This window comes from Arsukibacterium perlucidum DSM 18276 (assembly GCF_000382165.1).
Lineage (GTDB): Bacteria > Pseudomonadota > Gammaproteobacteria > Enterobacterales > Alteromonadaceae > Alishewanella > Alishewanella perlucidum.
In genome coordinates this window covers 80,342-95,051 of the sequence record NZ_KB907712.1, presented here as the reverse complement: position 1 = coordinate 95,051, position 14,710 = coordinate 80,342, and the positions used below count along the sequence as shown (strand labels likewise).

14 protein-coding genes are annotated in these 14,710 nt (G+C 48.2%); 6 read left to right on the top strand and 8 right to left on the bottom strand.

The genetic code is table 11. The features are described 5' to 3' along the window. The first annotated feature begins 68 nt into the window (after positions 1 to 68). The 3 genes from H141_RS0110605 (at position 69) to H141_RS20135 (ending at position 3,351) form a co-directional block, all read left to right on the top strand. Entirely contained in the window at positions 69 to 563 is a 495-nt protein-coding gene (locus H141_RS0110605) for a GAF domain-containing protein (RefSeq protein ID WP_157610848.1), read from the top strand. Between the two features lie 89 nt (positions 564 to 652). Then, entirely contained in the window at positions 653 to 2,236 is a 1,584-nt protein-coding gene (locus H141_RS0110600; protein ID WP_019676244.1) for an amidohydrolase family protein, read from the top strand. Between the two features lie 62 nt (positions 2,237 to 2,298). Next, positions 2,299 to 3,351: a GGDEF domain-containing protein gene (locus H141_RS20135; RefSeq protein ID WP_019676243.1), complete on the top strand. Its 1,053-nt coding sequence runs from the start codon at positions 2,299 to 2,301 to the stop codon at positions 3,349 to 3,351. Here H141_RS20135 and H141_RS0110590 read toward each other — a convergent pair. The 8 genes from H141_RS0110590 to dnaA form a co-directional block, all read right to left on the bottom strand. After that, the gene (locus H141_RS0110590; protein ID WP_019676242.1) at positions 3,348 to 3,707 is read right to left on the bottom strand and encodes a DUF6768 family protein; all 360 of its coding nucleotides are present in this window, start codon (positions 3,705 to 3,707) and stop codon (positions 3,348 to 3,350) included. The genes H141_RS20135 and H141_RS0110590 overlap by 4 nt on opposite strands. Positions 3,708 to 3,749: 42 nt before the next feature. After that, positions 3,750 to 4,277 carry an RNA polymerase sigma factor gene (locus H141_RS0110585; RefSeq protein WP_019676241.1) on the bottom strand — a complete coding sequence of 176 codons (528 nt, stop codon included), beginning with the start codon at positions 4,275 to 4,277 and terminating at the stop codon, positions 3,750 to 3,752. A gap of 160 nt (positions 4,278 to 4,437) precedes the next feature. Further along, positions 4,438 to 6,495, bottom strand: coding sequence for a glycine--tRNA ligase subunit beta (gene glyS / locus H141_RS0110580; protein WP_019676240.1), 2,058 nt, complete (start codon positions 6,493 to 6,495; stop codon positions 4,438 to 4,440). Continuing rightward, entirely contained in the window at positions 6,492 to 7,418 is a 927-nt protein-coding gene (gene glyQ / locus H141_RS0110575) for a glycine--tRNA ligase subunit alpha (RefSeq protein ID WP_019676239.1), read from the bottom strand. The genes glyS and glyQ overlap by 4 nt, the downstream gene beginning before the upstream one ends. 63 nt (positions 7,419 to 7,481) lie before the next feature. Then, positions 7,482 to 9,899 (bottom strand): DNA topoisomerase (ATP-hydrolyzing) subunit B, encoded by a 2,418-nt coding sequence (gene gyrB / locus H141_RS0110570; RefSeq protein WP_026349384.1) that lies wholly within the window; start codon positions 9,897 to 9,899, stop codon positions 7,482 to 7,484. After that, positions 9,883 to 11,001 (bottom strand): DNA replication/repair protein RecF, encoded by a 1,119-nt coding sequence (gene recF / locus H141_RS0110565; RefSeq protein ID WP_019676237.1) that lies wholly within the window; start codon positions 10,999 to 11,001, stop codon positions 9,883 to 9,885. The genes gyrB and recF overlap by 17 nt, the downstream gene beginning before the upstream one ends. Before the next feature lie 3 nt (positions 11,002 to 11,004). After that, on the bottom strand, positions 11,005 to 12,108 hold the full coding sequence (gene dnaN, locus H141_RS0110560; protein ID WP_019676236.1) for a DNA polymerase III subunit beta: 1,104 nt from the start codon (positions 12,106 to 12,108) through the stop codon (positions 11,005 to 11,007). A 38-nt stretch (positions 12,109 to 12,146) separates the two neighbouring features. Next, a complete protein-coding gene (gene dnaA, locus H141_RS0110555) occupies positions 12,147 to 13,526 on the bottom strand; it encodes a chromosomal replication initiator protein DnaA (RefSeq protein ID WP_019676235.1) in 1,380 nt (459 codons plus the stop codon). A 440-nt stretch (positions 13,527 to 13,966) separates the two neighbouring features. Here dnaA and rpmH point away from each other — a divergent pair, with 440 nt between their 5' ends. The 3 genes from rpmH to yidD are packed head-to-tail and all read left to right on the top strand — an operon-like array spanning position 13,967 to position 14,709. Further along, positions 13,967 to 14,104 carry a 50S ribosomal protein L34 gene (gene rpmH / locus H141_RS21140; protein ID WP_083923053.1) on the top strand — a complete coding sequence of 46 codons (138 nt, stop codon included), beginning with the start codon at positions 13,967 to 13,969 and terminating at the stop codon, positions 14,102 to 14,104. 18 nt (positions 14,105 to 14,122) lie between these two features. Continuing rightward, on the top strand, positions 14,123 to 14,491 hold the full coding sequence (gene rnpA, locus H141_RS0110550; RefSeq protein ID WP_019676234.1) for a ribonuclease P protein component: 369 nt from the start codon (positions 14,123 to 14,125) through the stop codon (positions 14,489 to 14,491). Beyond that, complete coding sequence (gene yidD / locus H141_RS0110545; RefSeq protein ID WP_026349383.1) at positions 14,446 to 14,709, top strand: membrane protein insertion efficiency factor YidD; 264 nt, start codon at positions 14,446 to 14,448, stop codon at positions 14,707 to 14,709. The genes rnpA and yidD overlap by 46 nt, the downstream gene beginning before the upstream one ends. Position 14,710: the final 1 nt, after the last annotated feature.

The window sequence follows — 14,710 nt, the reverse complement described above, 5'->3', positions numbered from 1 at the left end:
CGCTGAAACCATCCATTTTTAATGCTGCAACTTTGGTTTACCTTAGCACCCCGGAGAATATTGTATTTATGGAACCATATCTGTCAGCCGAGCTTGAGCAACTTCGCAGTGCTCTACAAAATAGGGATATTTCAGACAGCGAGGCGAGGCAGCAGATCTTAACATGCTGTCTTAATGGTCTGAAGATTCAACAGGTGGGACTATGGCAATATACTGACGAAGACTTACTTCGATGTGAGTTGCTGCTGGATAAAGACAGCGGCATGAGCAAAGAGGCTCTGCTGATAGATCGCTGGAGCTTTCCTGGCTACTTTGCAGCACTTGATAAGAAAAAGGTAATAAGGGCAAGTGATGCACAGAGTGACCCGGCAACCCGGGATTTGGCTGATTTATTTCTAAAACCTTTTGATATCAAATCTTTACTGGACGTGCCTATTTTTCATGGCGATAAACTCAGCGGCATTATTTGCTGTGAGCAAACAGCTGTGATCAAACGCTGGACGGAAGATGAAGTGGCCTTTGTTGAAGGACTAGCTGATATTTACTGTTCACGCTTTAGTTGAGGCAGTTTACCGCGTTGCACTGGCGCTGAGGCTTATGCCTTGGCACACTGGTTCGTATGCTTTCCCTGTATAATCTTAAAGGACTTGCCATGCGCTTGCTGCTTAGCACCTTAATGCTGTTTATTAGCACCACTTGTTTGCCAATATTAGCCAATGATATTGAACGTACCCCCTCTGCGCCTGAGCGCAACCAAGGTGAAGGTGACGGCCCGTATAAGCGGTTAATTCTGCGCGGCGGCACTTTAATTAGCGGTGAAGGCGCACCGGCTATTGGCCCGGTGGATATTGTCATTGAAAAAGACCGGATCAGTCAGGTAGTGGTAGTGGGCTACCCCGATGTACCCGTGCTTGCCGATGGTCGGCCGGTAGCAAAAGATGGTGACACCGAGATGGATATCAGCGGCATGTATATTCTGCCTGGCTTTGTCGATATGCATGGCCATATTGGCGGTTCAGCTAACGGTATCCCGGCGGAATACGTATTTAAACTCTGGTTGGCCCATGGTATTACCACGGTGCGGGAGCCTGGCAGTTTTAACGGCCTGGCCTGGACTTTAAAGCATGTTAAAGCAGCAGCTGAAAACCGGATAGTGGCGCCACGAATAGTACCTTACGTTGGTTTTGGCCAGGGGCTGGCGCAGGCGGCGTTTAATCCGGAGCAGGCCCGCAAATGGGTGCGCGATATTAAAAAGGCCGGTGCGGCCGGTATTAAATTTTTTGGTGCCACCCCGGGTATTATTGCTGCCGCGCTGGATGAAGCAAACAAACAACAACTGGGTACCATGATGCACCACGCCCAGCTGAATGTGGCGCGTACCAATGTACTGGACAGCGCCCGGATGGGTTTAGGCTCGATGGAGCATTGGTATGGGCTACCAGAGGCCCTGTTTACCGGCCAGACTATTCAAAACTATCCGGCAAATTACAACTATCAGAATGAGCAAGACCGCTTTGGTGCAGCCGGCGAGTTATGGCGTCAGGCTGCCGCGCCGGGTTCAGACAAGTGGAACGCCGTGCGTGATGAATTAATTGAGCTGAATTTTACCATCAACCCAACACTTACTATTTATGAGGCCAGCCGTGATGCTGCCGCCCAGCGTAATGCCGAATGGCACCAGGATTACACCCTGCCTACCCTAAGCCGGTTTTTTACGCCCAGTCGTTACGCCCATGGTTCATACTGGTTTGACTGGACTACCGACCATGAAATTGCGTGGCGCGAAAACTACCGGATCTGGATGCAGTTTTTGAACGATTATAAAAATCATGGTGGCCGGATCACAGTCGGCTCTGACGCTGGCTATATTTATAAAATTTATGGCTTTGCTTTTATTCAGGAACTGGAGCTGCTGCGTGAAGCCGGCTTTAATGCGCTGGAAGTGATTCAGGCCGCCACCTTGAATGGTGCTATTGCCCTGGGGCTGGAGCAAGACATTGGCAGCGTGGTGCCCGGTAAGAAAGCCGACCTGGTTATCGTTGCCGAAAATCCATTGGCTAACTTTAAAGTGCTTTATGGCACAGGCCACTATCGGCTGAATGCCGATAATAAAGCTATCCGTACTCAGGGCATTCGGTATACGGTTAAAGATGGCATAGTGTACGATGCCCAGCAACTGCTGGCTGATGTTCGGGCACTGGTAGAACATGCAAAACAGCAAGAAGCCTCTCCTTAAGCGGCTATAACTATAATTCTGAATTTCTATGCTAGGATAGACAAAAACAGGGGGTAGCGCTGTTGCAGGCAGCTTTAAATAAAGATAGTGCTAAGCAAGCTGAAAAAATTGATGCCCGACGTCGGCGTTACATTTTATCTTTTGTCAGTTACATTACCTCTGTTGTCATGTTTATCTATGGTTTTAAAAACCTCGGTGGTGAAATAGCCTTGCTGCCGCTAATCTTATTCGGCACTGGCGCCACCTTTCTTATTAATATCAGCTACTTCCGCTGGTCTGGCAATTTAAACCTGGCTTGTAATATTGAAGCTGTTCTGGTCGGCATTTTTGTACTTGCCCTGGTATACCAGGGCGGCTTTAATAACACCGCTCTTTACTGGGTGTTCCCTTTCCCGGCTATTCTGTTTGGCTTACTCGGGGTTAAAAAAGCCCTGTTAAGCAATGCAGTACTATTAGTAGTACTGGTTGTAATGTTGTTTATTCCAGACATTATTATGGCAGATTATAAAGAAGCCGAAGCCAGCCGGTTTATTGCTTCATTGCTTATTGTCATTATTGTCTGTTGGATTAACGATCACTACCGTGAACGTAGCCATGAAGCGATGGACCTATTACAGCAAAGCAAAGAAGTTCAGGCGAATACCGACCCTCTTACCTTACTGCTTAACCGTCGTTTTATTGATTCTTCATTAAGCATCAGCCTGCAGCAGCAACCCGAATTACTGCTACCAATTGCTGTAATTATCTGTGATATCGATCATTTCAAACATCTGAATGACCAACATGGTCATGCCGCCGGTGATGCTGTGCTGCGCCATCTGGCCAAATTGTTCCGCAGCAACCTGCGTCAGCAAGATATTGCCTGCCGGATTGGCGGTGAAGAGTTTCTGTTTTTTCTGCCTAAAACCAGCGCTGACGACGCCATGCTGGTTGCTGAGAAGATTCGCCAGGCTTTGCTGGACCAGCCACTGCAGCATGACAAACTAGCGCTGCCGGTCACAGCCAGTTTCGGGGTTGCCGGCTGCCACGATAGCACCAGCCTGGCTGCTGCAATCGACCAAGCCGATAAACAGTTATATCTGGCGAAAAACACTGGCCGCAACAGGGTGTGTTAACCCGTTAACTTCGCCACAGCCAACTCCAGCCTTTTCACCTCACGCAGAGTTGAACTGCGGTTGGTTTCCATCCAGATCCACAGTTTAGTAGCAACCTGGGCCTGAAATGCCAACAACAATGACACCCCCCAGAACAACTGCTGCTCCGGAGCAACTGTTAAGAACTGATAGCCGCAGTAAAAAATGGCGGCGGCCAGGATGATAGCCAGCAGATAGGCAAGCGCCATTATCTTACCGAGGCCGCCTTTAAAACCAGAAGCCAACACCTTATCCAGCCCCTGCTCTTCCCGCATTAACTTATCCAGCTCTGCTGCCTGCTGAGCCAGCTGCTGCTTAATATCTTTATCGATAGTCATAACCTGCTCCTCTTTTTTCTATAAACATTATTACCAGTGGGGTTATTGCAGTTGTTGTTGCAACTGCTGACGTGCCCGGTATAAGCGCGATTTAACCGTGCCAATCGGTACATCTATAATCAACGCGATCTGGCTTAGCTCCAGTTCATGTAAATAATGCAGCTGTAATACCAGGCGCTCAGCCGCAGCCAACACTGCCAGTGCTTTGCTTAAGTCGCTGCCGTCTGTATGCTGCTGAATATAATCCGGGCCGCTGACAGCCATTGGTTCATCGTCGTCAATCGGCTGCTGTTTTCTACTCGCCGCCTGCCGCTGATAGTCCAGCACTTCCCAACGCACCGCCCGGTATAACCAGCTGGTAAATATCGCAGGGTCGTTGAGCCGGGCAATTCGCTGGCTTACTTTTAACCAGACGTTTTGCACCAGATCTTCAGCCACTGCCGGATTAGCCAGCAAGTAAGCAGCAAACCGACGCAAGTCACGGTGATAGTGCTGGTACAGCAAGCCAAACGCCCGCTTGTCACCGGCTTGCATAGCCAGCACCAGTAAATCAAGTTGTGCCTGCTGCATTGTTGCCCTTATTGTTGTTATTACGATAAAAAGACGAAGCGAGCCACGGTCAGGTTCACGCCAACCCAAATTTATTTTCCGGCTAGCCAGCTATTTATCGTATCCCACAAACAAAAAAGCCAGCGGTTAAGCTGGCTTTTAACAAGTCTAATGGCAATTACTACTGTAAAACTGAAATATCAGCAACTTGCAGGAATAATTCACGCAGCTGTTTTAACAACGCCAGGCGGTTAAAACGCACCGCGTTATCATCAGCATTCACCATTACCTGGTCAAAAAAGCTGTCGATAACGGCTCTCATCCCGGCTAAATGCGCCAGGCTGTCGCTATAGCTGTGTCCTTCTGCCTGATACGCCTGTTCGTTGGTTATCGCATGGTAAAGCGCCTGTTCGGCGGGCTCTCGCAGTAAGTTAGTGCTCACTTGCGATGGAATGCTATCAGTTACTTTAGCCAGGATATTGGCTACCCGCTTATTGGCGGCTGCTAACGCTGCTGCAGCGTCCAGTTTGCTGAATGCGGCCACCGCACTTACCCGTCGGTCAAAATCACTCGGGCTGGTTGGCCGGCGTGCCAGTACTGCCTGAATAACATCGACTACATAGCCTTCATCCTGATACCAGGCGCGGAACCGGCCCAACATAAAGTCCAACACCTCGTCGGCAACCTTGGGGTTAGTTAACTTACTACCAAAAGTTTGCTGGCTAAAGCCAATAACCTCAACCAGATCCAATGGTAACTGTTTCTCAACCATAATTCGCAGGGCGCCTATCGCTGCCCGGCGCAGTGCAAAGGGGTCTTTATCGCCTTTCGGTGTTTGGCCGATGCCAAAAATGCCCACTAAAGTATCCAGTTTATCGGCAATGGCGACCGCGGCACCTTCCAGCCGGCTTGGTAACTGGTCACCGGCAAAGCGCGGCATATACTGCTCGTTCAACGCTAATGCAACGGCTTCGTCTTCACCATCCAGCCGGGCGTAGTGCATGCCCATAATGCCCTGCACTTCCGGAAACTCGCCAACCATATTGGTCATTAAATCGGTTTTCGACAATAAGCCGGCTCGCTCTGCAGCGGCCTGGTCGGCGCCAATTTTTGCCGCGACAAAACCTGCCACTTTGCTAATGCGCTCTGACTTTTCCGCCAAAGTACCCAACTGCTGCTGAAACAATACCGTTTTTAAACTATCCAGCCGCTCAATCAATTTGGTTTTACGGTCAGTCTTAAAGAAGAATTCAGCATCAGCTAAGCGCGGCCGCACTACTTTCTCGTTACCACTGATAATCTGCTGCGGATCTTTACTGGCGATATTGGTCACAAAGATAAACTTATTCAGCAAGTTGCCCTGCTTATCCAACAGCGGGAAGTACTTCTGGTTATCTTTCATCGTCGAAATCAACGGCTCGGCCGGCACCTGCAGAAAACTTTGTTCGAAGCTGCCCACTAAAACCACCGGCCACTCAACTAACGACGCCACTTCTTCCAGCAAAGCTTCATCCATTTGTGCAGTAGCATTTAAGCTGTCAGCCGTTGCTTTAACCTGCTCCGCAATAGTCGCTTTACGCACGTGGTAATCTGCCACTACATAAGCCTGCTGTAAGGCCGGTAAATAGGCATCGGCATTGGCAATTTCAACTAGGGCCGGTGCATGAAAACGATGGCCGTAGCTCTTATTGCTACTACTGCGACCGAGAATAGTTGCCGGTACTATGTCGTTGCCATACAGCATAACAATGGTATGCACCGGCCGGATAAACTCGGCATCAGAGCTACCCCAGCGCATGGGTCGGGTAACAGGCAATTTTGCCAGTGCGGTTTTAACAATATCTGCTAACAACGTAGCCGTGCTCTGGCCCTTTTGCAGCTGCTTATGCAGCAGCCAGGCACCTTTTTCGGTTTCCAGCCGTTCGGCTTGCTCAACACTAATACCACAGCCGGCAGCCCAGCCAGCAGCCGCTTTGGTTGGCTTACCATCAGCGTCAAAAGCGGCAGCAATAGCCGGGCCGCGTTTCTCAACCACCTTATCGCTCTGGCTGGCAGCCAGGCCATTTACCCGCACCGCTAAGCGACGCGGGGCGGCATACCAGACAACGTCGCCATGGCGTAATTCTTGTTTTGCCAGCTCACTGGTAATGTTATCAGCAAAAGCACTGGCTAAGGTTTTAAGTGCCTTTGGTGGCAGCTCTTCAGTACCAATTTCTACCAGAAAATCCTGTGCGCTCATTTTGCCTCCTGCTGCGATTGCTTGCCATTTTTACATAGCGGAAAACCGAGCTTCTCCCGGCTGGCGAAGTACGCTTCAGCACAAGCTTTCGCCAGGGTACGCACCCGCAGAATATAGCGCTGGCGTTCGGTTACTGATATCGCGTGGCGGGCATCCAGTAAGTTAAAGGCATGCGAGGCTTTCATTACTTTTTCATAGGCAGGCAATGCCAGGCCCTGTCCTATCAGGTAGTGGCTTTCTTTTTCACACTGATCAAACTGAGCAAATAGTGCCGGCACATCAGCATGTTCAAAGTTATAAGTCGATTGTTCTACTTCGTTCTGATGGAACACATCGCCGTAAGTAACCAGGCCAAGCGGGCCATCGGTCCACACCAGGTCATAAATTGAATCGACACCCTGAATGTACATCGCCAGCCGCTCTAAGCCGTAAGTAATTTCTCCGGTAACCGGCCGGCATTCTAAACCACCAACCTGCTGGAAATAAGTAAACTGGGTAACTTCCATACCGTTCAACCACACTTCCCAGCCCAGGCCCCAGGCGCCTAATGTCGGCGACTCCCAGTTATCCTCTACAAAGCGGATATCGTGTACCAGAGTATCAATCCCCAACTCACGTAATGAGCCTAAGTACAGCTCCTGAATATTGTCTGGGGAAGGCTTTAAGATTACCTGGAATTGATAGTAATGCTGCAAGCGGTTCGGGTTTTCACCGTAGCGGCCATCAGTTGGCCGGCGGCAAGGCTGCACATAAGCCACATTAGTCGGCTCTGGCCCCAGTGAGCGTAAAAATGTCATCGGGTGGAAAGTACCGGCGCCCACTTCTAAATCCAGCGGCTGGACAATAACACAGCCCTGGCGGGCCCAGTAATCCTGCAAGGCCAAAATAAGGCCCTGAAAGGTTTTAATATCATATCTATGCATGCGCAGCTAACTCGCTAAAATGACTGAGGGGCCGTAGCCCCTGTCTTGTTATCTGGTAAAAAACTATACGTCTAAGTTGGCAACGTACAGCGCATTCTCTTCAATAAAGGCTCGCCGCGGCTCAACATGGTCGCCCATCAGGGTGGCAAACAGCTGGTCGGCGCCTACTGCGTCTTCAATGGTTACTTGCAGCATGCGGCGGTTTTGTGGGTCCATCGTGGTTTCCCACAACTGATCCGGGTTCATCTCGCCCAGTCCTTTATAACGCTGAATATATAAGCCACGCTTTGATTCAGCCATTAACCAGTTAAGTGCTTCAATGAAGGTTTCTACTGGCTTCACCTTTTCACCGCGGCGGATATAAGCACCTTCTTCCATCAAATCACGAATTTCATCGCCTAAACTAACGATGTTTTGATAATCACGTGAGGTGATAAAGTCGTAATGCAGCGCATATTCGTTATCGATACCATGCTGGCGAATAATGATTTTCGGCTGGAACAAATGGCGTTCCCGGTCTTCTATCACATCGTATTTATAGCTGGAGCCATCACCCTCTTTGTCGTCTAAGCGCTTAGCCAGGGTTTTAACCCAGGCTTCTACCACGGTTTTATCTTTGACGTTGTCCGGGCTGAGGCCAGTAACATAGATAAGTTCGTTTAGCAGGTTATACGGTATTTTCCGGCTTAAGCGGTCAATAATCGCAGTAACCTTGTGATACAAACGTACCAGTTTTTCCAGATGCTCGCCGCCAATGCCCGGCGCATCCGCATTAACGTGCAGGCTGGCTTCATCCAGCGCCAGAGTAGTTAAGTATTCAACTAACGAAGGCTCATCTTTAATATATTGTTCTTGTTTACCTTTTTTTACTTTAAACAGCGGAGGCTGAGCAATATAAATGTAACCACGCTCGATTAACTCCGGCATTTGACGGTAGAAAAAGGTTAATAACAGGGTGCGAATGTGCGAGCCGTCGACGTCGGCATCTGTCATCAAGACGATGCTGTGGTAACGGGTTTTATCCGGGTTATATTCTTCCCGGCCAATGCCACAACCTAAAGCGGTAATCAGGGTGCCAACTTCCTGCGATGACAACATCTTGTCAAAGCGGGCTTTCTCCACATTCAGAATTTTACCTTTCAGTGGCAAAATAGCCTGATTTTTGCGGTTACGGCCCTGCTTGGCTGAACCGCCTGCTGAGTCACCCTCTACAATATAGAGTTCAGAGAAAGCCGGGTCTTTTTCCTGACAGTCGGCCAGCTTGCCTGGCAAACCGGCAATATCCAGCGCGCCTTTACGCCGGGTCATTTCCCGCGCTTTACGCGCAGCGTCACGTGCCCGCGCCGCATCGACTATTTTACCGACGATAATTTTCGCATCACCCGGGTTTTCCAGCAGGTATTCGTTCAGCTTCTCGCCCATGATGCCTTCAACAGCTGAACGTACTTCACTGGACACCAGCTTATCTTTGGTTTGTGAACTGAATTTCGGATCGGGTACTTTAACGCTAACCACCGCTGTTAAGCCTTCGCGGGCATCATCGCCCGAGGCCTGCACTTTCATTTTTTTAGCGTAGCCTTCTTGCTCAATATAGTTATTCAGCACCCGGGTTAAAGCACCACGGAAACCGGCTAAGTGTGCCCCGCCGTCGCGTTGTGGAATGTTGTTGGTAAAACAGAATACATTTTCCTGATAGCTGTCGTTCCACTGCATGGCCACCTCTACCGAGATACCATCATCGCGCTGATCGGTAAAATAGAACGCCTTAGGGTGAACACTGGTTTTGCTACGGTTTAGATATTGGACGAACGCTTCAATACCACCTTCATATTTAAAGTGGTCTTTTTTATCATTGCGCTCATCAGTCAGGATAATGCTCACCCCAGAATTCAGGAATGATAGTTCGCGTAGGCGCTTAGCCAGGATATCGTAGTGATAATCGATGTCGCTGAACACGGTTGGGCTTGGCCAGAAACGGATAGCGGTACCAGTGTCTTCTGTTTCGCCAATTACCGCTAACGGCGCCTGCGGGACACCTAAGTGATAGATCTGGTTATGTACCTGGCCTTTACGCCGAATTGTCAGTTCTAACTTATCTGATAAGGCGTTAACTACCGAAATACCGACACCATGTAAGCCGCCTGATACCTTATAGGAGTTTTCGTCGAACTTACCACCGGCGTGCAATACTGTCATAATAACTTCAGCTGCCGACACGCCCTCTTCGTGCATCTCAGTTGGTACACCACGGCCATTGTCGCGGACTGATACCGAGCCGTCGCTATGAATAGTTACCCAGATGTCGGTGCAATAGCCAGCCAGCGTTTCGTCGATAGAGTTATCGACTACCTCGAACACCATATGGTGTAAGCCCGTGCCGTCATCGGTGTCACCGATATACATGCCTGGTCTTTTACGAACGGCATCCAGCCCTTTTAATACTTTAATACTTGAGGAATCGTAATTATGTTGTTCGGCCATCTTCATCTGTCCGTGCTGTTATCTGACCGTGTTCCACGTGAAACATTTTGCTGCGCTCGGCAGCAATATAAGGTGAAACCTGATCAGCATTAATTGCAGTAATAAATACCTGTGAATTAATCTGGGTTAAATACTCAAAAACAAGTTGGGTAGAACTGGCATCCAGTTCCGACGCCAAATCATCAATTAGTAGCAATGGCTGTTTGTTACCACTATTACTAATTACATTGTTCTGGGCGATTTTAAGTGCAAATAATAACACTTTTAGCTGGCCGCGGGATAATACTTCTTCCACCGCCAACTGAGCTTTTTTTAATTTCAAATCGGCTTTCTGCGGGCCATACTGACTAAAGCCCTGCCGGCAATCTTGTTCAAAATTTTGTTTTAGTAGTTCCAGCAATGCCTGCTCGCTGCTAATCCGTTCTGGCCAGCCACTTTGCAACTGCATACTTATATCAGCCAACAGTAAATTGTTAGCTACCAAAAGCTTATAGGCCTCATTTAATTGGTCAATATACTGCTGGCGCTGGCTTTGTAACTGCCATGCCAGGTTGGCAAATTGCTGGTCCCAGTAGGCAAACTCATCATCATATCGGCGCCGCTGCTTTAATAAAGAATTTCGCTGCTTAAGCACCCGACTAAACTGCAGCCAGACCGGAAAAAAATCGGGTTCCACGTGGAACACACCCATATCAAAAAACTGCCGGCGTTCTTTCGGCCCACCAAAAAACAAACGGAAACTATCCGGGGTGAGCAATTGTACCGGTAATAAGCTGGCAAATTCAGCCAAGCGCTGGACGTTAGCGCCATTTAACCGCAGCAACAATTCGGCCGTGCGGCTGCGCTGCAAGCCCAGGCTATAACTTTGCTGATTATTACTAACTTTGGCGTGCAGAGTAAAATGGGCAGCATCATCTTTAATTAACCGTTGATGCACCCTGCTGCGAAACGAGCGGCCATGCGCCAGATAATAAATAGCCTCCAGCAAACTGGTTTTACCGCTGCCATTTTCGCCATAAATAAGATTAAATTCAGGATGGGCAGTTAACGCCAGCGCCGGCATATTGCGGAACTGGCTAACTTGCAAAGACAACAATGCCATTACTTATAGACGCATCGGCATAACAACATAAGATGCGCCTTCATTGCCAACACCTTCGATTAAGGTGCTGGAATTAGCGTCATTTAAATGCAGAATTACCAGGTCGGTATTAAGCGTGTTTAGCACGTCGAGCATATAGCCAACGTTAAAACCAATTTCCAGTGGATCACCCTGATACTCAACTTCAATCACTTCCTCAGCCTGCTCGTGCTCAGGATTATTCGCCATGATTTGCAGCTCATTGTTACTAAGAGTGAACCGCACGCCACGATACTTTTCATTCGACAAAATCGAGGCACGGGTGCACGCATCTTTTAGAACCGGACGATGAGCGGTGACCAACTTAGTGCTGTTGCGCGGTAAAACCCGTCGATAATCGGGAAAGCGTCCATCGATCAGTTTGCTACTAAAGGTAAAACCCTGATCAGATAGCCTGATATGATTCTGGCCGAGACTTAACTGAATAAGCTGATCATCATTTGCCAGTAAACGCATAATTTCCAGCACGCCTTTTCTGGGTATAATAATTTGCTTTTGCTGCAAATTAACGCCTGGCAGCGCCAATTTACTTAGCGCCAGACGGTGACCATCAGTACCCACTGCAGTTAAACTGCCGTTATCCACTTCAAACAACAAACCATTCAGATAGTAACGGACGTCCTGATTCGCCATCGAAAATGCGGTGTCGTCCAATAACTTTCGTAGCTGCTGGCGGCTGATACTAATGTCGACCTCGCCCTGCCAGCTTTCCAGATTAGGGTATTCGGCTGCACTTAAAGTCGATAACGTAAACTTGGTTTTGCCGCAGGTTAAAATGCAACTTTCAGCCTGCAATAACACTTTAATATCGCTGTTTTCCGGCAAGCTACGGCAAATATCCAGCAGCTTTTTTGCCGGCACGGTAACCCTGCCAACTTGTTGCACTTGCACTGCATCGGTAGTAGCAACCAACTCTACTTCCAGATCGGTACCCGTCAACGCCAGCTGCTGCTCAGTTACCTCCAGCAACACGTTAGATAAAATAGGTAAAGTGTGACGCCGTTCGATAGCACCCGACACCATTTGCAGCGGCTTGAGTAAGGCGTCTCTGTTAATAACAAATTGCATAGCTAAACCCTAAGTTAGGATGACCCTGTTAAAAACTGCTATGAAGACAACGTGCGAATGAGGTTTTGAAAATCCTCTTTAATTTCGTGGGTTTCTTCTTTTAATGATTCAATTTTGCGGCAGGCATGCAGCACTGTTGTATGATCCCGCCCGCCAAACGCATCGCCAATTTCCGGCAGGCTATGATTGGTCAGTTCTTTCGATAACGCCATAGCCATTTGTCGCGGCCGGGCGACTGAGCGGGAGCGACGCTTAGATAATAAATCAGCAATCCGGATTTTATAGTATTCGGCCACCGTTTTCTGGATGTTTTCTATAGTAACCAGTTTATCCTGCAGCGCCAGCAAGTCTCGTAATGCTTCGCGGACGAAATCAATGGTTATCGGCCGGCCGGTAAAATTGGCATTGGCGATAACCCGGTTTAACGCCCCTTCCAGTTCACGCACATTAGAGCGTAAGCGCTTGGCAACAAAAAAAGCGACTTCTTCAGGTAACCGAATTTGGTTTTCCTGGGCTTTGCGCATCAGAATCGCCACCCGGGTTTCGAGCTCCGGCGGTTCGATGGCGATAGTTAAGCCCCAGCCAAAACGTGATTTCAGGCGGTCTTCTACGCCATCAATTTCTTTCGGGTAACGGTCACTGGTTAAAATGATTTGCTGGTTACCTTCGAGCAAAGCATTAAAGGTATGAAAAAACTCTTCCTGCGACCGCTCTTTATTGGCAAAGAATTGAATATCATCGATAAGCAGCGCATCAACCGAACGATAGTAGCGCTTAAATTCCTCTATCGCATTGTTTTGTAATGCTTTTACCATATCCTGCACAAAACGCTCGGAGTGCATATAAATCACTTTAGCGTCTGGCTTTTTGGCCAGAATACCGTTACCCACTGCATGCAATAAGTGAGTTTTACCGAGGCCGGTACCACCATAAATAAACAAAGGGTTATAAGCGGTGCCGGGGTTGTCGGCTACCTGACTGGCAGCAGCACGGGCCAATTGATTTGATTTACCCTCAACAAAGTTGGTAAAAGTGTAATTCGCCCGTACATTGCTACGGACAATAGTTTTGGGGGCCGGTTCAGCGGCTTCACGCGGTGCCTGGGTATGATTATTAGGATTGGCTTCCGGCTGAGGTAAATGACTGTTACCGGGAGGGCGCTTAGTTTGCTGCTGGCTGTTGCCTACATCTAACTTCAACCGGGGCGCATCATCGCCACAGTAATCCTGGATCAGTTCAAGGATCCGGTTTAAATATTTTTCTCGTACCCAGTCCAGTACAAAGCGGTTTGGCGCATACAGGATCAACGAATCAGAAGAGCTGTCAGCCTGTAATGGCCGGATCCACATGCTGAAATGCTGGGCGGGAAGTTCCGCCTGCAATGCCTGTAAACAATTTTGCCAAACAGATTGATACACCTTCTCTCCTGAAGCCCTGATTAATTTTATAAAATAAGGCTGGTGTCATTACCAAAGTCGGCCATTATCGTATGATCTTATCCACAAGTTCAATATTGACTTTTCAAAAAAAACTCTCACCCAATAAAAAATAACATAACCTACTCTTTATATTGGTTTATATTCCTTTATTCTATTTAATAATACCGAATAAATTCAGCAACACTTTCTGGCCTAAAAAACAAATAACTCACATTTTATTCAGTAAGATCAGTAAGGCTGTGGAAAACTTATTAGACCAAACCTGAACACAACGATCAGATCAGAATAAAAACAAGGATCGCATTGACTTTGCAGCCCGAAGTACTTAAAATTCGCGCTCATTTTTGTCAGCTGCGTTTTGGTGTATTTGCTAAAACTCAGGTAATCTTAGTAAATATTTCGACCGGACGGATGAAATTATGAGTAAAAGAACGTTTCAACCAAGCGTATTAAAACGCAAGCGCAACCACGGTTTCCGTGCTCGTATGGCCACTAAAAATGGTCGTCAGGTTTTAGCGCGTCGTCGTGCTAAGGGCCGTCAGCGTTTATCAGCGTAATCGGCTGTTAAGCGCTGCGTGGTCAGCCTGGACTTCGGCCGGGAGTTACGCCTGTTAACTCCCAGTCAATTTGACAATGTCTTCCAACACCCGTTTCGGGTTGCTTCTCCCCTGTTTACCATTCTTGCCAAACCAAATCAGCTTAAACACCCGCGATTAGGCCTTACTATCGCTAAAAAACGTGTTAAATTGGCCGTGCAACGCAATCGTATAAAACGTTGTGTGCGTGACAGCTTTCGTTTGCATCAACACCAGTTGCCCGGCGTCGATCTGGTATTAATGGTAAAGGGTGATATCAGTAACACCCCGAATAGTGAATTGTTGAAACAACTGGAACGGCTATGGAGCAAAATCGCTCGCCAGTACATCGCTTTACAATCAAGCTGATGTTAATGCTGGTTCGTGGCTATCAGCTGGTGTTAAGCCCGCTGCTGGGGCCACATTGCCGTTTCAATCCAACTTGTTCACATTATGCCATTACCGCGATTGAACGCTTTGGTGCGGTAAAAGGTGCTTGGTTAGCAGGCAAACGCATATTAAAATGTCACCCCTTACATAAGGGCGGTGATGATCCCGTTCCTGATAAGCATAATGAGAAAAGCTAAC

Coding starts and splice junctions, on each gene's coding strand:
- H141_RS0110605 (WP_157610848.1), top strand. CDS start 69: ATGGAACCATATCTGTCAGCCGAGCTTGAGCAACTTCGCAGTGCTCTA.
- H141_RS0110600 (WP_019676244.1), top strand. CDS start 653: ATGCGCTTGCTGCTTAGCACCTTAATGCTGTTTATTAGCACCACTTGT.
- H141_RS0110590 (WP_019676242.1), bottom strand. CDS start 3,707: ATGACTATCGATAAAGATATTAAGCAGCAGCTGGCTCAGCAGGCAGCA.
- H141_RS0110585 (WP_019676241.1), bottom strand. CDS start 4,277: ATGCAGCAGGCACAACTTGATTTACTGGTGCTGGCTATGCAAGCCGGT.
- glyS (WP_019676240.1), bottom strand. CDS start 6,495: ATGAGCGCACAGGATTTTCTGGTAGAAATTGGTACTGAAGAGCTGCCA.
- glyQ (WP_019676239.1), bottom strand. CDS start 7,418: ATGCATAGATATGATATTAAAACCTTTCAGGGCCTTATTTTGGCCTTG.
- gyrB (WP_026349384.1), bottom strand. CDS start 9,899: ATGGCCGAACAACATAATTACGATTCCTCAAGTATTAAAGTATTAAAA.
- recF (WP_019676237.1), bottom strand. CDS start 11,001: ATGGCATTGTTGTCTTTGCAAGTTAGCCAGTTCCGCAATATGCCGGCG.
- dnaN (WP_019676236.1), bottom strand. CDS start 12,108: ATGCAATTTGTTATTAACAGAGACGCCTTACTCAAGCCGCTGCAAATG.
- rpmH (WP_083923053.1), top strand. CDS start 13,967: ATGAGTAAAAGAACGTTTCAACCAAGCGTATTAAAACGCAAGCGCAAC.
- yidD (WP_026349383.1), top strand. CDS start 14,446: ATGGAGCAAAATCGCTCGCCAGTACATCGCTTTACAATCAAGCTGATG.